Consider the following 21,853-nt stretch of genomic DNA (forward strand, 5'->3'; position numbering starts at 1 on the left):
ACCCCGCGCGCGGTTAGGCGTCGCCCGGCCTGCGAACAAGCAGTGTCTTGCATTGCCGCTCAAAGGTTCTGAGGACTGCCATGACATGCGCGCCAACCGGGTGACCACCAGCAGTGAAGCCGGTGAGAAGAACGGGGAGTTTCCCGCGTCGATTCTCAAGCATGGAAGGGCCAAGAGCATCGGCCACGGCGTCGCAGTTGTCGAAGTTGCCACGCAGCAGCCTTCGGAGAGTACTTGCCACCAAGTCTGCGACTTGAACACCCTCTGAGTCCTTCGAGTTACGGAACTGAACGTTGCCGCGAAGCAACTTCTGGAGATTAAAGCCTTCCATCTCCGGCAGGCCGTGGTCCTTCTGCAGATAGTCGGGTGCCTCGCCATCCGCAAACTCGTAGTCCCTCATATCCGAGTAGTCAAACTGCCTGATGAAGATCATCGGGTCGTTAATCGAGCGCGTCTGAAGAATTGCGGGCGCAACCTGAAGAAAGGTCTGCTCAAAAGTAGGCTTAGATGAGTTCTTCTGGTCGATGCGCCAGCGGAACTCGCGTAGCGTTCTCGGCTGCCGTTGAACGAAATAGTTAATTGAGCGCGAAATGATGTCCTCGAACAATCCAACTTGACAGATCAACTGAACGTAAAGCTGTGGCGGGAGCGATTCGACCCTCTCGGCCAAGTTGGCCAGGGCTCTTTTACCCTCCTCGAAGTTCATTCGAGGGATAGCCGACCGCGTGCCCGCGACGTGCATCGCTTGGTGCTCGCGCACCCGATCAAGAGTATTGAGCCCAGCATCTGTGGCGACTGCAAAGACGAGGAGTCCGGGTTGCTGGAGGGAGACCAGGAACCGAAGAAGCTGATGCTCTTCAACCCGACCGAGCTTCACTTCTTCGTTCGGCTTGGCCCCTGCAGCGACCCTCAACGCTTCAAGTGACCTACTGATGTTGCGCCGGGAAGACTCCGAGGCGGCAATACCAACGACGACGTTCCAACTCTCGGGCTTGTCTGCCGCGACGAACGTGCCGGACTCATCGACGAAGATATTCACGAGCGGATGGTCCCCCGCGAAGCCTAACGTGCCAGCTCAGGGGCGCGAAGCGGGCTTGCTGGCGAAGCGCCCCTCTGGAGCGGTGGGTTAGAGCCGGGATATTCGAGTCTCATTTGTTCTGCAGCTGAAGATAGCGTGCTTGCGGTTGGACGGTCTCGTTCGTGAAGCAGCTACCTGTCGGGGCGTATTCAATAACTACGCCGTCTTTTATATAGAAGATGTTGTTGCAAACAACTCGGCCACTTGAGCACGTGGTGAATGCATTTGCGTTGACGTACTTTCCTGACTTGTTTGCGCCAGCGTTGCTGAAGCATTGAGCAACATCAGTGCCATTAGCATAGTTCCGAATCTCGATACCGCTGGGCGTGATACTTCGATACAGAGGGACTGTGATAAAGAATGAATGAGTATCAAGAGCCTCCACTGGTACGCCCACCCAAGCGTCAAGATCCTGTTTCCTGACTGTTGCACAGCCCGAGATTGCAAGAATGACAGCAACGACAACAGCAGTTTTTAACGGCTTCATAATTTCTCCAAAAAATAGGCAAAACAAAAACGGCAAACCCGACAGGTCTTGGTTTCCATCTTTGGAGCAGTCTAGCCGTAGCTCGCGGGCTTGCGTGACAGACCCTGCCAGGTCCGACAAAACAAGTGCTGCGGTCATGCGAAATCGGGACGACTGGCCGCTCCGGGTCGCTAGCTGCGTTCCGCCGCAACTGACACATTGACGCTCCGCCACTGTCTTGCCAACACCTCACAAGGTCTGAGCTGGGGTGGAGGGCGAAGCGAAGTCAAGGAGGAGGCGGCCGCAGGCCGTCGGGGGACATGAGCGCAGTCCTCCGCACCAGCTCAGACCCGCCACAGAAGCAGCCAAAGAAAAAGCCTCGCCACGCCAAAGCGCAACGAGGCCGTCCAAACCGACAAAAGCGATTGATTACTTGGCGGTAGGCATCACAAACTCAGCGCCCTTGGCAATGCTCTCCGGCCAGCGCTGCATGATGGATTTTTGCTTGGTGTAGAAGCGCACGCCCTCTTCGCCATAGGCGTGCATGTCGCCGAACAGGCTTTTCTTCCAGCCACCAAAACCGTGCCAGGCCATGGGCACGGGGATCGGCACGTTGATGCCCACCATGCCCACCTGAATGCGGCGCGCAAACTCGCGGGCCACGTTGCCGTCGCGGGTGAAGCAGCTCACGCCGTTGCCAAACTCGTGGTCGTTGATGATCTGCACGGCCTGCGCAAAGTCGGGCACGCGCACGCAGCTGAGCACCGGGCCGAAGATTTCTTCCTTGTAGATTTTCATGTCGGTCGTCACGTGGTCAAACAGCGTGCCGCCCATCCAGAAGCCGCCCTCGCAGCCTTCACCGGTTTGCTTGGCGTCAAAGCGGCGGCCGTCCACCAGCATCTGCGCGCCCTCTTTTTGGCCCGCTTCGATGTAGCCGGTGATGCGCTGGTGCGCAGCGGCGGTGACGATGGGGCCCATTTCGGCGGCCAGGTTGGTGCCGTTGAGCACTTTCAGCGCTTTCGTGCGCTCGATCAGCTTGGGCATGATCTTGTCGGCCACGTCGCCCACCAGCACCGCCACGCTGATGGCCATGCAGCGCTCGCCAGCCGAGCCGTAGGCGGCGCCAATCAACGCGTCCACCGCCTGGTCCAGGTCGGCGTCGGGCATCACCACCATGTGGTTTTTGGCGCCGCCCAGGGCTTGCACGCGCTTGCCGTGGTGCGCGCCGGTCTCGTAGATGTAATTCGCAATCGGCGTGGAGCCCACGAAGCTGACGGCCTTCACGTCGGGGTGCACCAGCAGCGCGTCCACGGCTTCTTTGTCGCCCTGCACCACGTTGAACACACCGTCGGGCAGGCCGGCTTGCTTCAGCAGATCGGCCATGAACAGGCTGGCGCTCGGGTCGGTGGGGCTGGGCTTCAAGATGAAGGTGTTGCCGGCGGCAATGGCCACCGGGAACATCCACATGGGCACCATGACGGGGAAGTTGAACGGCGTGATGCCGGCCACCACGCCCAGCGGCTGGCGCAGCGTCCAGTTGTCCATGCCGGTGGACACCTGGTCGGTGAAATCGCCCTTGAGCAGCTGCGGAATGCCGCAGGCGAATTCGATGATGTCGATGCCGCGGGCCACTTCGCCCTGTGCGTCGGTGAACACCTTGCCGTGTTCGGCGGTGATCAGGTGGGCCAGTTCGTCTTTGTGCTGGTTCACGAGCTCCAGAAACTTGAACATCACGCGGGCACGGCGGATGGGCGGGGTGTCAGACCAGGCGGGGAAGGCGGCCTGGGCGGCGGCCACGGCGGCGGCCACGTCAGCGGTGTTGGCCAGCGCCACACGGCCGGTGATGGCGCCCGTGGCGGGGTTGAACACGTCTTGCGCACGGGTGGACGAGCCAGCGGCAACAGTGCCGCCGATGTAATGGGCAATGGAAGTGGTCATGGGGTGTCTCGTGGGGTTGAAATGCGGAATGTGTGTGCAGTTTAGAAACTGCCGCCCCACAGGACAAGGCCAAAACGCTGAATTGATTGTTCAATTTCATGAACAATAGGCCCATGAACGAGCAAAAAATACACGACCGAAACCAGGAGCTTTGGGGCCACTTTCATTGGCTCAATGTGCTGGCACAACAGGGCAGCTACACCGCTGCGGCGGCCCGCCTGGGCGTGAGCAAAGCGGCGGTGAGCCAGCGCATGGCCGAGCTGGAACGCATTGCGGGCGTGGCGCTGGTGCAGCGCACCACCCGCAGCGTGCGCCTGACCGAAGCCGGCCAGCGGCTGGTGGACGACACGCGGGCTTCGTTTGAACACATTGCGCAGTGTTTTGCCCAGGTGCGCGACGCGGCGGGGGCGCCGCGCGGCTTGCTGCGCGTCACCGCGCCGGTGGCGTTTGCCCGCCAGCAACTGGTGCCGCGCTTGCCCGAGTTTTTGCGCCAATACCCCGAAGTGCGGCTGGAGCTGGACATGGCGGACCGGCTGTCTTCGTTGGCCACGGAGGGCTTTGACCTGGCGATTCGCCACACCGCCAACCCGCCCGACACGCATGTGGCCTGGACGCTGTGCGCCACCCGCTCGGTGCTGGTGGCCAGCCGTGCCTACCTGCGCCGCCACGGCACGCCACAGGCGCCCGCCGACCTGGCGCCACACAACTGCCTGCACTACCCGCGCTCGCACGACACACCCGCCTGGACGCTGGAGCCGTTGAACACATCGGTGGGCACTGAGCGGGTGACGGTGCAGGTGTCGGGCTCGCTGGCCGCCAACAACAGCGAAGCCCTGCGCGACGCGGCGCTGGGCGGGCTGGGCATCGCGCTGCTGCCCGACTTCACGGCCCAGGCCAGCCTGCTGGCGGGCAAGCTGGTGCAGGTATTGCCTGGCTGGAAACCGGTGGGGGCGTTTGCCGAACAGCTTTACGCGATACGCCCGTATTCGGCCCATGTGCCGCGCGCCGTGACGGCGTTTGTGGCGCACCTGCGGGAGGCGCTGGCGCCGGGGTTTTCGGTGGAGCGCTGAGCGCCCTCAGCCGCTCAGCCGCTCAGCCGCTCAGCCGCTCAGCCCAGCATGCGCGCCAGCGCTTCCTGGTATTTGGCCGAGGTCTTCTCAATCACCTCCTTGGGCAGTCGGGGCGCGGGCGGCGTTTTGTCCCACGGCTTGCCGCTGACCTTGGCGGTCTCCAGCCAGTCGCGCAAAAATTGCTTGTCGTAGCTGGGCGGGTTTTGCCCCACCACGTAGCTCTCCAGCGGCCAGTAGCGCGAGCTGTCGGGCGTCAGCACCTCGTCCATCAGCACCAGCTTGCCGGCCTTGTCCAGGCCAAATTCAAACTTGGTGTCGGCGATGATGATGCCTTTCTTCAACGCAATTTCAGCCGCCGCCTTGTACAGGGCAATGGAGATGTCGCGGATCTGCGCGGCCAGCTCGGGGCCGATCATGACCACGGTTTGCTCGAAGGTGATGTTTTCGTCGTGCTCGCCCATCTCGGCCTTGGCCGCCGGGGTGTAAATGGGCTCGGGCAGCTTGGACGCGTTTTGCAGGCCTGCGGGCAGCTTCACGCCACACACGGCCTGGTTGTCCTGGTATTCCTTCCAGCCGCTGCCGGCCAGGTAGCCACGCACCACCGCTTCCACCGGAATCGGCTTCAAGCGCTGCACCAGCATGGAACGGCCCGTGACCTGCGCCACTTCCTCGGCGGACACCACGCTCTCAGGCGCGTCGCCGGTGAGGTGGATCGGGCAGATGTCCAGGCCCTTGGGGCCGAGCTGGTCAAACCAGAACAGGCTGAGCTGTGTGAGCAGCTGGCCTTTGCCGGGAATGGGCTCGCCCATGATCACGTCAAACGCGCTGATGCGGTCCGAAGCCACCATCAAGATGCGGTCGTCGCCCACGGCGTAGTTGTCGCGCACCTTGCCGCGCGCGAGCAGGGGCAAAGACGTGAGAGCGGAGGTGTGCAGGGCAGAGGTCATGTTCGATGCGCGGTGGAAAGCGCCAGGAAAAAAACGCCAAGGAACAGCGCCGCGATACAGCGCCAAGAAAAAAGCCCGCTGAACAGTCAACGGGCTTTGAACCATTCCTACGGATTATCGCAAGAAGCGCGGGCACCGAATTTCAAGGCTCGGCGCCCAAGGCTGGCGTCTTATTTCACCAACTGCGCCAGCTCGCCCTTGGCGTAGCGGGCGGCCATCACGCTCAGGTTGTCGCCCTTGATCTTGGCGCCCTGGCCTTCGCAGCCAAACTCGAGGTAACGCGCCTTGCACACCGCTTTGGCGGCTTCGCGGGCCGGCTTGAGCCATTCGCGGGCGTCAAATTTTTCCGGGTTTTCCGCCAGAAACTTGCGTACCGCGCCGGTCATGGCCATGCGGATGTCGGTGTCGATGTTGATCTTGCGCACGCCGTGCTTGATGGCTTCCTGGATCTCTTCCACCGGCACGCCGTAGGTCTGCTTCATCTTGCCGCCGTACTGGTTGATGATGTCCAGGAGGTCTTGCGGCACGCTGGAAGAGCCGTGCATCACCAGGTGGGTGTTGGGGATGCGGGCGTGGATTTCTTTCACGCGGCTGATGGCCAGAATGTCGCCCGTGGGCTTGCGGCTGAACTTGTAGGCGCCGTGGCTGGTGCCGATGGCGATGGCCAGCGCGTCGAGCTGGGTGGCCTTCACAAACGTGGCGGCTTCTTCGGGGTCGGTCAGCATCTGGCTGTGGTCGAGCTTGCCCTCGGCGCCAATGCCGTCTTCTTCACCGGCCTCACCGGTTTCCAGGTTGCCCAGGCAGCCCAGTTCGCCTTCCACGGTCACACCGTATTGGTGCGCCATGTCGACCACTTTGCGCGTCACGTCCACGTTGTAGTCAAAGCTGGCGGGGGTCTTGCCGTCTTCCATCAGTGAGCCGTCCATCATGACCGAGCCAAAGCCCAGGTCGATCGCGCCCTGGCAGATCTTGACGCTGGTGCCGTGGTCCTGGTGCATCACCAGCGGAATGTGCGGATACATCTCGGCAGCGGCCTGGATCAGGTGCTTGATGAAAGGCTCGCCGGCGTATTTGCGGGCGCCGGCGCTGGCCTGCAAGATGACCGGTGCACCCACCTCGTCGGCCGCCGCCATGACGGCCTGCACCTGTTCAAGGTTGTTGACGTTGAACGCCGGAATGCCGTAGCCGTTGGCCGCAGCGTGGTCGAGCAGTTCGCGCATGGAAACGAGAGCCATGAAATCCCCTAAAAGCAGTTGGTAACCGGGTTGTAACTCGTTCGAATTTTAGCGCCCGGGTGCTTGCGTCCGGATGACAGCCGCCGCGGCCATGCAAAATTCGCCCAGATCCACACCGCTCCCGCCCACCCACCACCCAACGAGCCGCCCCTGCGCTGGCGCAACCGCATGAACCCTCTGGATATTGAACTGTTTCTGTTGCTCAACGCCTCGGCCAGCTCGCCGGCCTGGCTGCTGGCAGCGGCGCGCATGGCCAGCCAGCACCTGTCGACCGTGGCCCTGCTGGCTTTGCTGCCGCTGGCTTTTTGGGGGCGGCGCGCTCGCTGGCAGGTGTGCGGCGTGTTGCTGGCCATGGCGCTGGCCTGGCTGGCCGCGCGGGGCATGCGCGAAACCATTCCGTCGGTGCGGCCGTTTGTGATGGGCCTGGGCTTCCAGGGTATGCCGCATTCGGCCAGCGCTGGTTTTCCCAGCATGCACGCCACCATGGCCGCCGCCTGGGCCGGCGGGCTGTGCTGGTTTGCGGCGCCCCGGTGGCGCTGGGCTTGGGTGGCCGTGGCTGTGCCGGTGGCGGTGTGCATTGCCTGGAGCCGGGTCTACCTGGGCCTGCATTTTCCGTCAGACATGGGCACGGGTTTGCTGCTGGGCGCCGTCAGCGGCTGGCTGGCGCTCACTCTGAGCGAGCGGCTGGGCCTGGCTCGGCGCTTCCTGGCCGAGCCCAACGCTCAAAAACCCCGCTGAACGAAAGCGCCCAACCTCGGGTGGGACGCACCGCCAGCCGGCGCGCAACCGCTCAAGAAGCGCGGCAGATTTTCAAGGTGTTGGTGCCACCCGGTGAGCCCATGGGTTCGCCCACGGTGATGGCGTACACGTCGCCGGTGTGCACAATGCCGCGGGTTTTCAAGTGGGCTTCGGCGTCGGCCAGGGCGGTGTCGCGGTCGGCGCTGGTGTCCATGAGCAGCGGGCGCACGTTGCGGTACAGCGTCATCTTGCGCTGGGCCGTCAGGCTCGACGTGACGGCGTAGATCGGCATGCGCACGTTGTGCCGGCTCATCCACAGCGCGGTGGAGCCCGACTCGGTCAGCGCCACGATGGCCTTGGCGCCCAGGTGGTGGGCCGTAAAGAGCGCGCCCATGGCAATGGACTGGTCGATGCGCTTGAAGGTCTTGCCTTTGAAGTCGGCGCTGAGTTCGGCGTATTCGGCCTTCTCGGCTTCCTGGCAGATGTTGGCCATTTCCTTGACCGTTTCCAGCGGGTACTTGCCGGCCGCCGTTTCGGCGCTCAGCATCACGGCGTCGGTGCCGTCGAGCACGGCGTTGGCCACGTCACTCACCTCGGCGCGGGTAGGCACCGGGTTGACGATCATGGACTCCATCATCTGCGTGGCAGTGATGACCACCTTGTCCATCTCGCGCGCCATCTTGATCATGTGCTTTTGCAGGCCCGGCACCGCGGCGTTGCCCACTTCCACGGCCAGGTCGCCACGGGCGACCATGATGCCGTCGGACACCTTCAAGATGTTGGCCAGCTCGGGAATGGCTTCCGCGCGTTCGATCTTGGCGATCAGCGCGGGCTTGTGGCCCATGGCCTCACCCGCCACGTTGCACAGCTGGCGGGCCAGCTCCATGTCGGTCGCGTTCTTTGGGAAACTCACCGCCACGTAGTCGGCCTTGAGGCTCATGGCGGTCTTGATGTCGTCCATGTCCTTGGCGGTCAGCGCGGGCGCCGTCAGGCCGCCGCCCTGTTTGTTGATGCCCTTGTTGTTGGACAGCTCACCACCCAGCTTCACGGTGGTGTGCACCGCGGGGCCCACCACCTTGTCCACGGTCATCACGATCAGGCCGTCGTTGAGCAACAGGGTGTCGCCCGCCTTCACGTCGCGTGGCAGCTCTTTGTAGTCCAGGCCCACGCCGTGGATGTCGCCCAGCTCGGTGCGCGAAGCGTCCAGCACAAACGGCTGGCCGGGCTCCAGCATGACCTTGCCTTCAGCAAACTTGCCCACCCGGATCTTGGGGCCCTGCAAGTCGGCCATGATGCCGACCTCGCGCCCTGCGCGGTGCGCGGCTTCGCGCACCATCGTGGCGCGGTCAATGTGGTCTTGCGCCTTGCCGTGCGAGAAATTGAGCCGCACCACATTCACCCCGGCGCGGATCATGGCCTCCAGCAAAGCGGGGTCGCTCGAAGCGGGGCCCAGGGTGGCGACGATTTTGGTGGCGCGTTGCGGCATGGAAGCTGTCTCCTGAAAGGATGGGAACGGGGTTTGTAATTTGGTTTCAATTATCTGTGAAACCAGTTACCACGGGGTTACAGCTTCCGACACCACAGCCGCAGCTTGGAAACAGACAATAAAGTCAGTCCGGCTCATCTCGCCATATGGAATTTTTCAACACCTGACTGACTTTGCCGCCTTTCAGGCTGACCTATGCTTGTCCGACGCCAGCTTTTCGGCTTTTTCGAGGAGGCCCATGACGGCCCCCGTTAACTGTTCCTTGCTTGAGTTTTGGTCGCACAAAAAGGCCAACTCCGTCGCGCACTTGAGACCCGGAAGGTACTGCTACGGATGAGCCGCCGCTTGCTGCCAAATGCGTTGAGCAACATGCCCAACGGCCTAGTTTTGGATATGAATCAGCGGATAGGTTCTCAGAGCTCGCCCCGGGTACGCGCAACGGGGCTCGTTCCACAGGGCCCACGTGGTTTGCCCGCCCTTCGCCGGGCCCACTTGATGCCTTCGAACCACAGCACGCTCATCAAGCCCAGACCGCAGGCGGCGGCCAGTTCGTGTGCCGGCAGGGGCGCGAATCGCAGCACCCCGACCGCCCAGGGGAGGTAGAGCGCAGTCAGCAAGAGCGCGCCCGCCAGCCCCACCACACCCCACAGCGTCCAGTTTGGCGTTTGCAGGGTGGCCCACAGTGAGCGGGTGGCCGAGCGGTTGGAGAGGATCAGAGCCAGGTTGCCTATGACCAGGGTGGCGAATGCAAAGGCACGGGCCTCGGGCTCAGGAATGCGCGCACTGGCCCAGGCAAACGCGGCCATGACGACGGCCAGCACGCCCAGCCCCTGAACCAGCGCCAGGACCAGGGTGGCGCCGCCAAACAGGGGCGCGGTGGCATCGCGCGGCGGGCGCTGCATCACATCATTTTCCGCAGGCTCGTTCTCGAAGGCAATCGAGCAGGCCGGATCGATGATGAGCTCGAGCAAGGCGATGTGCATCGGGAACAGCAAAGCCGGCCAGCCAAACAGCACCGGCAACAACGCCATGCCGGCGATAGGAACGTGCACCGCCAGGATGTACGACATGGCCTTTCGCAGGTTGTCGAAGATCCTGCGACCCAGGCGAACAGCAGCGACGATGGCTGCGAAGTTGTCGTCAATCAGCACCAGCGAAGCCGCCTCGCGGGCCACGTCGGTACCGCGCTTGCCCATAGCCACACCCACATGCGCCGCGCGCAGCGCCGGGGCGTCGTTCACGCCGTCACCTGTCATGGCGACGATGTCGCCCCGGGCCTTCAGCGCTTGGACGATGCGCAGCTTCTGATCGGGTGCGATGCGCGCGCAAACGCTGACGCTGGCCACACGCTCGCGCAGCTCCTCGTCGCCAAGCGCTGCGATTTCGTCTCCAGTCAGCACGTCGCCGTCACGCACCGCCAGTCCAGCCTGCTGTGCGATCGCTCGCGCCGTGGCAGGGTAGTCCCCGGTGATCATGACCACACGAATACCGGCTGCACGGCATTCGGCCACCGCAGTGGGCACTTCTGATCGCACCGGGTCAGCCAGGCCGAGCAACCCGACGAACTCGAAATCGAAGCCGTGCTCTTCTGCCGGCCAGTCCTGCCCAGAAAATGATCCGCGCGCCACCGCCAGCACGCGCCGTCCCTCGGTCGCCAGCCCTTCGACTGCGCTTGCGATCCGCGACCTCTGCGTCTCGTCGAGGTGGCACAGGTCCATTACCGCCTCCGGGGATCCCTTGGCTGCAACGGTCTGGGCTCCTTCACCCGGCGCTGCCCACACATGTGACATCGCTCGCAGCGCCGGACTGAGCGCATAGGTATGCACCAGACGCCAGTCGTGGTGCAGGTGTTCGGTGCCCGTAAGGAAGCGCTTGCCGAGCTGATGGAAGGCCTTCTCCATCGGGTCGAAGGGGTCAACCACGCTGGACAGGATCGCCAGTTCGACCAGCGCGTGGAAGGCCTCGGGCAAGTTGCCATCGTTCGACGGGTTTTCGGTAAGCGTGTCCAGTGCGAGGCTATCCCCCAGATGGACTCCTCCGGCGACCAGGTTCGTCACGGTCATGCGGTTCTCGGTGAGCGTGCCCGTCTTGTCGCTGCACAGCACCGTGGTGGCGCCCAGGGTCTCAATCGCGTTGATGCGACGGGTGAGCACGCCTTCCCTGGACAGTCGGCGTGCGCCGAGCGCGGGAAACACCGTCAGCACCACCGGATATTCCTCGGGCAACAAGGCCATGGCCAGGGCAATGCCAGCCAGCAGGGCTTGCAGCCAGTCGCCCTTGATCAGCCCGTGCACCAGGATCAGCAAAAGGCTGAGCGCCAGCGCAAGAAAGGCCAGGTTGCGCACCAGCCGGGTCGTCTGCTTCTGCAACGGAGAAGGTTCGCTCTCCACTGTGCCCAAGGTGGTACCGATGCGGCCGATCTCGCTGCGCTCGCCTGTGGCGGTCACACGCACCAGCGCACTGCCCTGCACGATCAACGTGCCTGCGTAGACCAGGGGCAGATCGTCACCGCCAGGCGCAACACGTGGGGTGTCGGCAGGCTTCGCCAGGTCTGACAGCTCATCAGGCTTCGCTACCCGCTTGCCCACCGGAACGGCCTCACCCGTCAGCAGAGATTCGTCGACCCGGATGCCGTCGGCGCAAACCAGCATCGCATCGGCCGGAACACGATCGCCCTCGCTCAACTTGAGCAGGTCTCCACGCACCACGTCGCGCCCGGCAATCCTTTGGGGCTGTCCGTCGCGTATGACCAGCGCGCGTGGGCTTGTGAGGTCGCGCAGCGCTTCGATGGCGTGCTCTGTCTTGCCCTCCTGGTACAGGGTGAGACCCAAGGTGACGACCACGAACCCAAAGAGTGTCAGACCCTCCTGAAGGTCACCGAAAGCGAGGTACAGGGTTCCCGCCGCGAGCAGCAGAAGGAACATCGGCTCGCGCAAGGTCGCCACAGCGATCGCCAGCAAGGAACGGCGTTGTCCGCCCGGCAGCGCATTGGGGCCATCTTCGGCCAGGCGCTCGGCGGCCTGGGCTGCGGACAGGCCCGATTCGGGGCCGACCGAGGGTTCGGACACCTCAATCCGGGGTGCCGGGCCGACAGCAGCCGGATCAGCTTGGGTGGTAGGCATGTCAAGGCCAGATCGTCGGCCATCTCCATGGCTGCAAGCTTACGAGGAGCCGCGATGACAGTCTATGGGAGCGGGTACATAAGTGCTGCATCCTGCGCCGTAAGCCTCATGCATCTAGCTTTGTTCGCATTCTTACAGACGGTGGTGAACGAGCGTCCCTTCTTGCAAAGGGAGTTGCTATGTCCCAGCATGCCGCGTGTCGCGCGAGACTGCGGCTCATCTGCGCTGATGTTCTTGCAAGCATGGGCCGGAAATGCCATGAGGGGTTGGCGTAGCAGGCTGCTGAAGCCGCTGCTGCTGGGAGGCCGGCGTGAAAGCTTACAGCAGCACCTGGGCAGGCCTTGCCTCTCGGTCCAGCTCGATCTGCGACGTTGATGTCACCCGTGCTGTCGCCCCCTTGGTGCCAGAGGTTTCCGCTGCGGTACAGCAGAACCGAGTTTCCATCACTTGCCGGTGGTTTCGCTCGGTGCGCGGCTCAGCTCGTTGTTTTGGGTGACGAGCACCTGCAACAGCTCCATGAAAGTGGCCCGCTGGCTTTCGGTGAGCGGCGCCAATATTTGCTCTTGCGCCCGCAGCATCACGGGCACCGCATCGCGCAAGGCCTGTTCGCCCGAGAGGGTGAGCGTGAGCTGGCGTGCGCGCCGGTCTTCGGTGGAGGTCTTGCGCTCCAGCCAGCCGCGGGCTTCGAGCCGGTCGACCACGCCACCGGTGGTGGATGCGTCCAGCGCAATGTTGCGGGCCAGGGTGCGCTGGTCAATGCCCGGCTGGTTGCCAACGGTCTGCAGGGCGGCGTACTGTACGGGGGTGATGCCCAGGTCGCCCGCTTCTTGTAGAAACACACCGACCGAAATTTGATGCAGCCGGCGAATGGCGTGGCCGGGCTGCAGGTCGATGTCGATGCTGGCGGTTTGGACTTTTTTCATGGTGGGCAGAGATCAGGGTTAACCCGTACTTTTCAGCGCCCCATGTTAGCATTACACTTATCGTAAGCATACTGATGATATGTGTGCATTGTTTACAACGGAGAACCCCATGAGCAATCCGCAGTCCGAACTTCCCGTCCTGGTCGCCGGTGGTGGCATTGGTGGCCTGGCCGCCGCCCTCGCCCTGGTGCGCCAGGGTTTCAAGGTCCAGGTGTTTGAGCAAGCGCCTGAAATCGGTGAAATCGGTGCGGGCATCCAGTTGGGCCCGAACGCTTTCCACGCGTTTGACGCGCTGGGCGTGGGCGACAAGGCGCGGGGCCGTGCCGTGTACACCGACTACATGGTCATGCACGACGCCATCGACGAAGCCCAGGTGGGCAAGATCGAAACCGGCGAGGCTTTTCGGGCGCGCTTTGGCAACCCCTACGCGGTGATCCACCGCGTGGACGTGCACAAGTCGTTGCTGGAAGGCGCTGTGGAAACCGGCCAGGTCGAGTTTTTCACCAACACCCACATCCACAAGATCGAGCAGGACGAAGCCAACAAGACCGTGACGGCAATTGACCAAAACGGCAAGCGCTGGTTGGGTCAGGCGCTGATTGGTGCTGACGGTGGCAAGTCGGTGGTGCGCGCGCAGTACGTGAACGACGCGCCACGCGTGACCGGCCATGTGGTGTACCGGGCGGTGGTGGAAAAGGCCGACTTCCCCGAAGACCTGCGCTGGAACGCCGCCAGCCTGTGGGCCGGCCCCAAGTGCCACCTGGTGCACTACCCGCTGCGCGGCGGGGAGCAATACAACGTGGTCGTGACCTTCCACAGCCGCCAGCAAGAGACCTGGGGCGTGACGGACGGCAGCAAGGAAGAAGTGGAAAGCTACTTCCAGGGCATTGCGCCCAAGGCCCGCCAGTTGATTGAGCTGCCCAAGACCTGGAAGCGCTGGGCCACGGCCGACCGCGAGCCGATCGACACCTGGGTGTTTGGCCGCGCCACGATCTTGGGCGACGCTGCCCACCCCACCACGCAGTACATGGCGCAAGGCGCCTGCATGGCCATGGAAGACGCGGTGACGCTGGGTGAGGCCCTGCGCGTGCATGACAACGACTGGGAAAAAGCGCTGCCGCTGTACCAGAAGAGCCGCGTGACCCGCACCGCACGCATCGTGCTGAGCGGCCGCGAAATGGGCAGGCTTTACCACGCGGCCGGTGTCGAGCGCCTGGTGCGCAACAGCTTGTGGAAGGGCCGGACGCAAGAGCGTTTTTACGACGCGATTGAGTGGCTGTATGGCTGGAACGTCAAGAACTGTTTGAGCACCTGAATCCCTATTTTTGGAGAATCCCATGAGCCACGAACTCGGACGACTCGAAGACCTGCCACAGGACTACCGCGACGACCTGAAAGCGCTGAACCTGGTGCCGCTGTGGCCCAGCCTGCGCGCCGTGCTGCCGCCGGGCACACCCACGCGCGCCACGCAGGCCGTGCACTGGCCCTACGCCACGATCAAGCCACTGCTGCTGAAAGCCGGCGAGCTGACGCCGATTGAAAAGGCCGAGCGCCGCGTGCTGGTGCTGGCCAACCCCGGCCACGGCCTGGAAAACATGAAGGCCAGCCCGGCCATGTACCTGGGCATGCAGCTGCTACTGCCCGGCGAATGGGCGCCCAGCCACAAGCACACGCCCAACGCGGTGCGCATGATCGTGGAAGGCGAAGGCGCTTACACCACGGTGGACGGCGAAAAGTGCCCCATGAGCCGCGGCGATTTGATCTTGACGCCCACCGGACTGTGGCACGAACACGGCCACGACGGCACCGACCCCGTGGTGTGGCTGGACGTGCTGGACCTGCCGCTGGTGTACTACATGGAAGCCAGCTACCACATCAACGGCACACGCCAGACCGTGAAGCAAGGCAGCGGAGACCGCGCCTGGACCCGCGCCGGCGTGGCGCCCACGCAGGTCTTCAACCGCAGCGACAAGCGCTACCCCATGCTGCGCTACCCGTGGGTGGACACGCGTGCCGCGCTGGTCAACATGGCCGCCAACGAGCCCGATCTGGACTGCGTGCAGGTGACCTACGTGAACCCGGAAACCGGCACCGACGCAGAGAACATCCTGGGCTTCTACGCGCTGATGCTCAAGCCCGGCCAGACCCTCACGCTGCCCGCGCGCTCGCCTTCGCAGGTGTTCCACCTGATTGAAGGCGGTGTGGACGTGTCCACCTGCGGCAAGACGTTTGGCCTGGTCGAGGCAGACACCTGCTGCGCGCCCGGCTACGAGCCGCTGACGCTGGTCAACCGCTCGGCCGACCAGCCCGCCTTCGTCTTCATCGCCGACGAATCGCCGTTGCACCGCAAGCTCGGTGTGTACGAGACGCGATAGCCCACATCCGGGGCCAAATTGATCGCCCACCACCCAACACGCCCGTTCGGGCTGAGCCTGTCGAAGCCCTCGTATCCACAAGGTGGGGCCCCTTCGACAAGCCCAGAGCGAACAGTGTTCTGTGGCACCGCGCAGACCGAGACACCGGCCCACATTTCCTGACTTGAACCTCACCAGCATCCGATCACCATGACCCAATACCTCTTCACCCCGCCCGCCGTCCAGTCGCTGCCGATTCGTGGCAAGACCGAGCGCTTCCCCATCAACCGCATCTTCTGCGTCGGTCGCAACTACCACGCACACGCCGTAGAAATGGGCCGCCCGGTCGACAAGAGCGTCGAGCAGGCGTTCTACTTCACCAAGTCGCCCCAGACCCTGGTGGAAAGCGGTGCGACCGTGACCTACCCGCCGCGCACCAGCAACTACCACTTTGAGATGGAGCTGGTGCTGGCCATCGGCAAGCCCGGCTTTCGCGTCAGCGAAGCCAACGCCCATGAGCTGGTGTACGGCTATGCCGCCGGCCTGGACATGACCCGCCGCGACCTGCAGCTGGTGGCGCGCGACAAGGGCCGTCCGTGGGACACGGGCAAGGACATTGAAGAAGGCTCGGTGTGCTCCGAGATCGTGCCCATGGAAGGCGTGGTCATCGAACACGGTGCGATCGCACTGGAAGTCAACGGCGCCACCAAGCAGTCGTCCGACGTGAACAAGCTGATCTGGAACATCCGCGAAATCATTGCCGACCTGTCCACCTACTACCACCTGCAGCCTGGCGACATCATCTACACCGGCACCCCCGAAGGCGTGGGCGCGGTGGTGGCGGGTGACCAGATCACCGGCCGTGTCGAAGGCGTGGCCGAGATTGCACTGACGGTGGGCCCTGCGGAATGAAGCTCTACAACTTCTGGCGCAGCGGCACCTCGCACCGCCTGCGCATTGCGCTCAATCTCAAAGGCCTGAGCGCCGAGTACCTGGCGGTGCACCTGGGCAAAGAAGAGCATCTGAAAGACGCCTTCAAAGCGGTGAACCCGCAGATGCTGGTGCCCGCGCTGGCGCTGGACAACGGCGAAGTGCTGATCCAGTCGCCCGCCATCATCGAGTGGCTGGAAGAAACGCACCCCACGCCCGCGCTGCTGCCCGCCGGGGCCAGCGATCGGGCGCGCGTGCGTGCGCTCGCGGCCATCGTGGGTTGCGACATCCACCCCATCAACAACCGCCGCATTCTGGAGGCGCTGCGCAAGCAGTTCAACGCCGACGAAGCCACGGTGAACGCCTGGTGCGCCACCTGGATCAGCGCCGGCTTTGACGCCTACGAGGCCCTGCTGGCGGCCGACACGGCGCGTGGCGCGTTCAGCTTTGGCAACGCGCCCACCGTGGCCGACGTGTACCTGATTCCCCAGGTGGAAAGCGCGCGCCGCTTCAAGGTGGACCTGTCGCGCTGGCCGCTCATCAGCGCCATCGACCAGGCCTGCAGCGAACTCGACGCGTTCAAGCGCGCGGCACCGGCCGCGCAGCCCGACGCGGCCTGAGCCCCGTCCAGCCACCCCTTTTTCAACCCGCAGCAGGCTTTGGCGCCACGCGCGCTGAGGCCGCTGCTTTGTCCCAAGCGTTCCCATGAAACCCATGACATTCACCCAGACCCTGCGCGGCTTGGCCGCCGCCCTCACCCTGACCGCCCTGGCCAGCGGCGCCAGCGCCCAGACCCTGAAGCTCGGCCACATCACACCGCCCACGCACGTGTGGCACCAGGTGTCTGAAAAGATCGCCACCGACCTGGAAAAGGCTTCGGGCGGCAAGATGAAGGTGGCGGTGAGCCCGCTGCAAAAGCTGGGCAACGAAGCACAGATGATCAACCTGATGCAGGCCGGCGCGCAGCAGCTCGGCGTGTTCACGGTGGGCGGCCTGTCCAACCGCGAAGAGTCCTTCCTGGCCTGGTCGCTGCCCTATGTGTTCAAGGACGTGGCCCACGCCACACGCGCCGCCGGCACACCTGCCGCCAAAGAAATGCTCAAGCGCCTGGACCAGCACGGTCTGGTGGGCCTGGGCTACACCTTTGCCGGCATGCGCCATGTGCTGTCGCTGCAGCCCGTGGCATCGGCCAAAGACCTGGCCAACAAGAAGGTGCGCTCGTTCCCCAGCCCCATTTACAACGACTGGTGGAACGCCAACGGGGCCGCGCCAACCGCCATGCCGCTGTCGGAAGTGGCGCCGTCGCTGACCACCAAGCTGCTCGACGCGGTGGACGTGGACCTGGACGCCCTGGTGGGCCTGAAGTTTCACCAGCAGGCGCCCAACCTCACGCTGACCAACCACATGGCCTTCCCGGCCGTGATCGTGGTGTCCAAGAAATGGCTGGCCACCCGCAGCGACGCCGAGCGCGCCATGCTCACCAAGGTAGTGGCCGACGCCGAGCAATGGGGCTTCAAGACCGCTATCGACGCCGACGCCAGCAACCTGGTGAAGGCCAAGGCCGACGGCGCCAAGGTGGTCAATGCCGACATCGCCTCGTTCCAGAAAGTGGCGGGGCCGATCCGCGACAAGTACACCAGCAAAAACCCGCTGATTGCGGACTTCTACAAGCAGGCCAAAGGCCTGTAAACCGGCCCGCTCCGGCCACCGTACCGCAGACAGCGCCCGTCAGGGCCCTGTCTGCTTTTGACCATCTGAACCCAAGACCGACCATGCCCCTGTACGCCCCCATACAAACCCTGGACCGCTGGCTCATGCAGCTGGAACGCGGCGCGGTGATCGCGCTGACAGCGGGCATTGCCGGCATCATGATGACGCAGGTGGTGATGCGCTATTTCTTCAGCGCACCGATCTTCTGGGCCGAAGAAATGTCGGTGCAGCTGCTCGTGTTCGTGACGCTGTTTGGCCTGTCGCTGCTGGTGCAGAGCGGGCAGCTGGTGAGCATCGACTTTTTGCCCGCCGCCCTGCCCGCACGCGCCCGCCACGCCCTGATGGCCGTGCTGGGTGCGGTGCTGCTGGCGCTGCTGCTCTTTTTGGCGGCGCTCGGCTGGGAATGGGTCAACCGCCCCGAGGTGCGCATGGAACTGGGCGCCACCACCCAGCTGCCGCGCTGGTACAACTATTCGGCGCTGCCGCTGGCCATGGCCTGCATGGCCTTTCACCAGTTCGCCGCCATCTTGCGCCACGCGCGCGCCCTGCTCAAAGGAGCCGCCGCATGATCACCCTGATCGTTTTCTTTGGCCTGCTGTTTGCCGGCCTGCCCATTGTGGGCGCCATCCTGGCGGGCGCGCTGGCCTTCATGGCCACCAACGACCTGGCCGTGCTGTACGACTCGGTGCCGATCCAGTTTTACGGCGCGCTGGAGATCAACAGCCTGCTGGCGATTCCGCTGTTTTTGCTGGTGGGCGAGATCATGAACAAGGCGGGCCTGACGCAGCGCCTGATCGCCGTGGCCGAGGTGCTCGTGGGCAACCTCAAGGGCGGCCTGGCCTACGCCAACCTGTTCACCAACGCCATGGCCGCGTCCATTCTGGGCTCGGCGGTGGCGCAGATCGGCGTGATGAGCAAGGTGATGATCCCGGCCATGGAACGCATGGGCTACAACCGCGCATTTTCGGGCGCGGTCACGGTCACCTCTGGTCTGCTCGGGCCCATCATCCCGCCGTCCATGCTGATGATCATTTACGGCGTGGTGGCGGTGCAGCCCATCGCCCCGCTGTTCATCGCCGGCATCGTGCCCGGCCTGCTGATGGTGGCAGCGCTGGCGCTGGTGATTTTTTTGCACGGCGTGTTTGGTCCCGGCTTGCCGGCCGGCAGCAAGAGCGAGCGCTCCAGGTCCATCAAGGTGTTGCTCGAAGGCCTGGTGCCCGCCGTGATTCCGGTGGTGGTCATCGCCGGCATCATGCTGGGCGTGATGACGCCCACCGAATCGGGTGCGGTGGCGGCCATCATTTCGCTGGCGCTGGGCTTTGCCTACCGTGAAATCAAGGTCCGCGATCTCGGCGGTATCTTGCTGGGTGTGGCCACCAACACCGCCACCATCACCGGCCTGATCGCTGCGGCCTCGGTGCTGAGCTGGGTGCTCGCCTTTCAGGGCGTGCCCGACCTGGTGGTGGAAACCATGCAGGGCCTGACCGATTCGCCCTTTGTGTTTTTGCTGCTGGTGATCGCCATGCTGATGGTGCTGGGCATGTTTCTGGAAAGCATCAGCGTACTGATCGTGGTGGTGCCGCTGCTGATGCCGGTGGTGAACACCCTGGGCATCGACCCGATCCACTTCGGCGTGGTCTGCACGGTGGCCACGGTGATCGGGCTGGTCACACCGCCGGTGGGCCCAGGGCTTTACATCGCCATGGTGCAGGCCAACATCCGCATGGGTCCGCTGTTCAAGGCCACGGTGCCGTTTCTGCTGGCGGTGATGCTCACGCTGGTGCTGATTGCGGCGGTGCCCGAACTGTCCACCTGGCTGCCAGCGGTCACGGCCGGGCGGTAAGCCCTGGCGGAGCGGTGCCGGCAGCAACACGCCGGCGAAAGCCACGCGTTGCGCCAGATCTATGCAGCGCCGGGTGCGGGCATGTCGCTGCCCTGGGCTTCCTGGCGCACATGCACCTGCAATGGGCGGTGTCCGGCCTGGCCCAGATACACCTGGATGCGTCGGATCAGCCCCGCTTCGAGCGGGCTGTCGGCCGCCAGCAGCAACATGCCCTCAGGGGTGACCAGATCGCGCGACAAGGTCATGCCAGGCATGAGCTCGGCCGACAACACCACGCGCTCAGGCCCCCGGCCCTCTGCGGACCGCCCCATGACCTGCAGCAGAGCGCCCACCACCTGCGGGTCGTAACGCTGGCCCACCTGGTCTTGCACGAACTGCAGCGCCTCGTTGACAGACAGGCGGCGGGATGAAATCAGACCGTGCTGCAAGCCATCGAAATCATTGGCAACGGCCAGAATGCGGGCCTCCAGGGGAATGGCTTCGCCGGCCAGACCGTCCGGAAAACCCTTGCCGTCAAAACGCTCGTGGTGGCTGCGCAAGGCGTTGGCGGCGGGCTGCAAGTCGTCCAACGCGATCAGTGCCTGGACCCCCGCGACCGGGTGCTTGCGGTACAGCGCCACCTCCTGTGCGTTCATCTGGGTCACGGGCTTGCCCAGCAGTTCGTCGGGCAAACCGATTTTGCCGATGTCGTGCAACAGGCCACCCAGAAACACCTGCTGGACGGTCAGGTCGTCCAGCCCCAGCTGCTTGGCCAGGCGCTGCGCCAGTTCAGCGACCCGCCGCGAATGCCCGGCCAGCATGCCGCCGCGCAACTCCATCATGCTGGTGAACGTGCGAATGGAGGTCAGGAAGCTGTCCTTCAGGTGCTGGTTGGCGTGGGCCAGTTCGGCCGTGCTTTCGCGAACACGCTGGTCCAGACCGGCGTTCAGCCCAGCCAGCGCGCCTTGCAGGTTGCGCACCGCCTCCAGCAGCACCACCTCACCGTCACCCAGGGTGCGCGGCGCTTGCACGGCCGCGTCAGGCAACTGGCTGAGCCGCTGCACCATCTCGCGGTCTTCGCCAAGAATGTGCACGATCAGCCAGGCCGACAGAAAGCGGTGCAGCGCCGCGGCCTGCTGACCACCTTGCGCCCACAACGCGCTGAACTGGGTCAGCTGGTCGCCAAACTCGCTGTGGCGTCCGTGGTGCGCAGCCAACGCCGTGGGTGGTACGCCGGCCTGCGCCCACCAGGCTTCCTCGGCTTCAAAGTGGTACTCCGCATAAGCCTGCACCTCGGCCAGAACACGTTCGCACTCGGCGGCGTCGCCACCCACCAGCGCCTCACCCAAGGCATTGGTCAGACCGTAAGCGCTCTATGAACCCCGTCTTTTAAAGGCAAGGCTGATCGGAGATGCTACGTGTCCACGTACAACAAGGTGGACACCTATGACAGAGATCAGTGCAGAGTTGAAGAGCAGATTGGTCAGCGGACGAAAGCGTGATGGGCGCTGTGCATACGACCCAGTTGCCAAAGCGGAGCTTGTTCAGTCCTGCATGCAGCCCGGCGTTTCCGTGGCGCGCATGGCGCTGCAATACGGCATCAACGCCAACTTGCTGCGCCGCTGGATCACCCAGCGCATGGGCACGGACATGAAGGCCGGTCGGGCCAACATGCCGACTGTAGCGATGGGCGGCGGCGATACATTTGTGCCGCTGCGACTTGCACCACCCGGTGCTGTGCCTGTCGCTGCTGCGCTCAAGGTTCGGCTTCACGCTCGACTGCCCAATGGGGTGGAGGTCGACCTCAGCGAGGCAGGCCCGGGCGAGTTGCTGCCCGTCATTGAACTTCTGGGGCGCCTGCCATGTTCCGGCTCGACGACACGCTGACGGTGTACCTGCACCGCCCGGCCATCGACTTTCGCATGGGTATCAACGGTCTGGCCATCCTGGTGGAGCAAGCCCTGGGAATGAACCCATTCGCCAGGTCGGTATACGTGTTCAGCAACCGCCGTCGCACCCGAGTCAAGATCCTGG

20 protein-coding genes are annotated in these 21,853 nt (G+C 64.1%); 11 read left to right on the forward strand and 9 right to left on the reverse strand.

Annotated elements, in window-relative coordinates:
* Positions 1-13: 13 nt before the first annotated feature.
* The 3 genes from AC0GNR_RS08975 to AC0GNR_RS08985 all read right to left on the reverse strand — a co-directional run bounded on the left by AC0GNR_RS08975 (position 14) and on the right by AC0GNR_RS08985 (position 3,482).
* Positions 14-1,039, reverse strand: a complete 1,026-nt coding sequence (locus AC0GNR_RS08975; RefSeq protein WP_472900609.1) for a DUF3800 domain-containing protein — start codon at positions 1,037-1,039, stop codon at positions 14-16.
* A gap of 109 nt (positions 1,040-1,148) precedes the next feature.
* Positions 1,149-1,703: a hypothetical protein gene (locus tag AC0GNR_RS08980; RefSeq protein WP_472900610.1), complete on the reverse strand. Its 555-nt coding sequence runs from the start codon at positions 1,701-1,703 to the stop codon at positions 1,149-1,151.
* Positions 1,704-1,973: 270 nt separating this feature from the next.
* Positions 1,974-3,482, reverse strand: coding sequence for a CoA-acylating methylmalonate-semialdehyde dehydrogenase (locus AC0GNR_RS08985; RefSeq protein ID WP_472900611.1), 1,509 nt, complete (start codon positions 3,480-3,482; stop codon positions 1,974-1,976).
* 113 nt (positions 3,483-3,595) lie between these two features.
* Between AC0GNR_RS08985 and AC0GNR_RS08990 the strand changes: the two genes are divergently transcribed.
* Complete coding sequence (locus AC0GNR_RS08990) at positions 3,596-4,552, forward strand: LysR family transcriptional regulator (RefSeq protein ID WP_472900612.1); 957 nt, start codon at positions 3,596-3,598, stop codon at positions 4,550-4,552.
* A gap of 38 nt (positions 4,553-4,590) precedes the next feature.
* On the opposite strand, the gene AC0GNR_RS08995 is transcribed toward AC0GNR_RS08990, so the two are convergent.
* Together AC0GNR_RS08995 and fba are read right to left on the reverse strand one after the other, a co-directional pair.
* A complete protein-coding gene (locus AC0GNR_RS08995) occupies positions 4,591-5,499 on the reverse strand; it encodes a phosphoribosylaminoimidazolesuccinocarboxamide synthase (protein WP_472900613.1) in 909 nt (302 codons plus the stop codon).
* 170 nt (positions 5,500-5,669) lie between these two features.
* Entirely contained in the window at positions 5,670-6,734 is a 1,065-nt protein-coding gene (gene fba, locus AC0GNR_RS09000) for a class II fructose-bisphosphate aldolase (RefSeq protein ID WP_472900614.1), read from the reverse strand.
* Between the two features lie 168 nt (positions 6,735-6,902).
* On the opposite strand from fba, the gene AC0GNR_RS09005 reads away from it, so the two are divergent.
* Positions 6,903-7,472 (forward strand): phosphatase PAP2 family protein, encoded by a 570-nt coding sequence (locus AC0GNR_RS09005; protein WP_472900615.1) that lies wholly within the window; start codon positions 6,903-6,905, stop codon positions 7,470-7,472.
* A 52-nt stretch (positions 7,473-7,524) separates the two neighbouring features.
* On the opposite strand, the gene pyk is transcribed toward AC0GNR_RS09005, so the two are convergent.
* The 3 genes from pyk to AC0GNR_RS09020 all read right to left on the reverse strand — a co-directional run bounded on the left by pyk (position 7,525) and on the right by AC0GNR_RS09020 (position 13,003).
* Complete coding sequence (gene pyk / locus AC0GNR_RS09010; RefSeq protein ID WP_472900616.1) at positions 7,525-8,958, reverse strand: pyruvate kinase; 1,434 nt, start codon at positions 8,956-8,958, stop codon at positions 7,525-7,527.
* A gap of 413 nt (positions 8,959-9,371) precedes the next feature.
* Entirely contained in the window at positions 9,372-12,080 is a 2,709-nt protein-coding gene (locus tag AC0GNR_RS09015; protein ID WP_472900617.1) for a cation-translocating P-type ATPase, read from the reverse strand.
* A gap of 443 nt (positions 12,081-12,523) precedes the next feature.
* Positions 12,524-13,003 (reverse strand): MarR family winged helix-turn-helix transcriptional regulator, encoded by a 480-nt coding sequence (locus tag AC0GNR_RS09020; protein WP_472900618.1) that lies wholly within the window; start codon positions 13,001-13,003, stop codon positions 12,524-12,526.
* A gap of 109 nt (positions 13,004-13,112) precedes the next feature.
* On the opposite strand from AC0GNR_RS09020, the gene AC0GNR_RS09025 reads away from it, so the two are divergent.
* The 7 genes from AC0GNR_RS09025 to AC0GNR_RS09055 all read left to right on the forward strand — a co-directional run bounded on the left by AC0GNR_RS09025 (position 13,113) and on the right by AC0GNR_RS09055 (position 19,840).
* Complete coding sequence (locus AC0GNR_RS09025) at positions 13,113-14,318, forward strand: 3-hydroxybenzoate 6-monooxygenase (protein WP_472900619.1); 1,206 nt, start codon at positions 13,113-13,115, stop codon at positions 14,316-14,318.
* Positions 14,319-14,340: 22 nt separating this feature from the next.
* Complete coding sequence (locus AC0GNR_RS09030) at positions 14,341-15,378, forward strand: cupin domain-containing protein (RefSeq protein WP_472900620.1); 1,038 nt, start codon at positions 14,341-14,343, stop codon at positions 15,376-15,378.
* Positions 15,379-15,567: 189 nt separating this feature from the next.
* Positions 15,568-16,269 carry a fumarylacetoacetate hydrolase family protein gene (locus AC0GNR_RS09035; RefSeq protein ID WP_472900621.1) on the forward strand — a complete coding sequence of 234 codons (702 nt, stop codon included), beginning with the start codon at positions 15,568-15,570 and terminating at the stop codon, positions 16,267-16,269.
* Positions 16,266-16,907 (forward strand): maleylacetoacetate isomerase, encoded by a 642-nt coding sequence (maiA, locus tag AC0GNR_RS09040; RefSeq protein ID WP_472900622.1) that lies wholly within the window; start codon positions 16,266-16,268, stop codon positions 16,905-16,907. Before AC0GNR_RS09035 ends, maiA begins: the two co-directional genes overlap by 4 nt.
* Positions 16,908-17,001: 94 nt before the next feature.
* Positions 17,002-17,976, forward strand: coding sequence for a TRAP transporter substrate-binding protein (locus AC0GNR_RS09045; protein ID WP_472900623.1), 975 nt, complete (start codon positions 17,002-17,004; stop codon positions 17,974-17,976).
* A gap of 83 nt (positions 17,977-18,059) precedes the next feature.
* On the forward strand, positions 18,060-18,566 hold the full coding sequence (locus tag AC0GNR_RS09050; protein WP_472900624.1) for a TRAP transporter small permease: 507 nt from the start codon (positions 18,060-18,062) through the stop codon (positions 18,564-18,566).
* Positions 18,563-19,840 carry a TRAP transporter large permease gene (locus tag AC0GNR_RS09055; RefSeq protein WP_472900625.1) on the forward strand — a complete coding sequence of 426 codons (1,278 nt, stop codon included), beginning with the start codon at positions 18,563-18,565 and terminating at the stop codon, positions 19,838-19,840. The genes AC0GNR_RS09050 and AC0GNR_RS09055 overlap by 4 nt, the downstream gene beginning before the upstream one ends.
* A 59-nt stretch (positions 19,841-19,899) precedes the next feature.
* Here the strand turns inward: AC0GNR_RS09055 and AC0GNR_RS09060 are convergent, their stop codons facing one another.
* A complete protein-coding gene (locus AC0GNR_RS09060; RefSeq protein WP_472900626.1) occupies positions 19,900-21,168 on the reverse strand; it encodes an HD domain-containing phosphohydrolase in 1,269 nt (422 codons plus the stop codon).
* Between the two features lie 97 nt (positions 21,169-21,265).
* Here AC0GNR_RS09060 and AC0GNR_RS09065 point away from each other — a divergent pair, with 97 nt between their 5' ends.
* Together AC0GNR_RS09065 and tnpB are read left to right on the forward strand one after the other, a co-directional pair.
* Complete coding sequence (locus AC0GNR_RS09065; protein WP_472900627.1) at positions 21,266-21,706, forward strand: transposase; 441 nt, start codon at positions 21,266-21,268, stop codon at positions 21,704-21,706.
* The coding region (tnpB, locus tag AC0GNR_RS09070) for an IS66 family insertion sequence element accessory protein TnpB (RefSeq protein WP_472900637.1) at positions 21,682-21,853 on the forward strand (172 nt) is incomplete at its 3' end. The genes AC0GNR_RS09065 and tnpB, both read left to right, overlap by 25 nt.

This window comes from Hydrogenophaga sp. LT287, assembly GCF_055702805.1.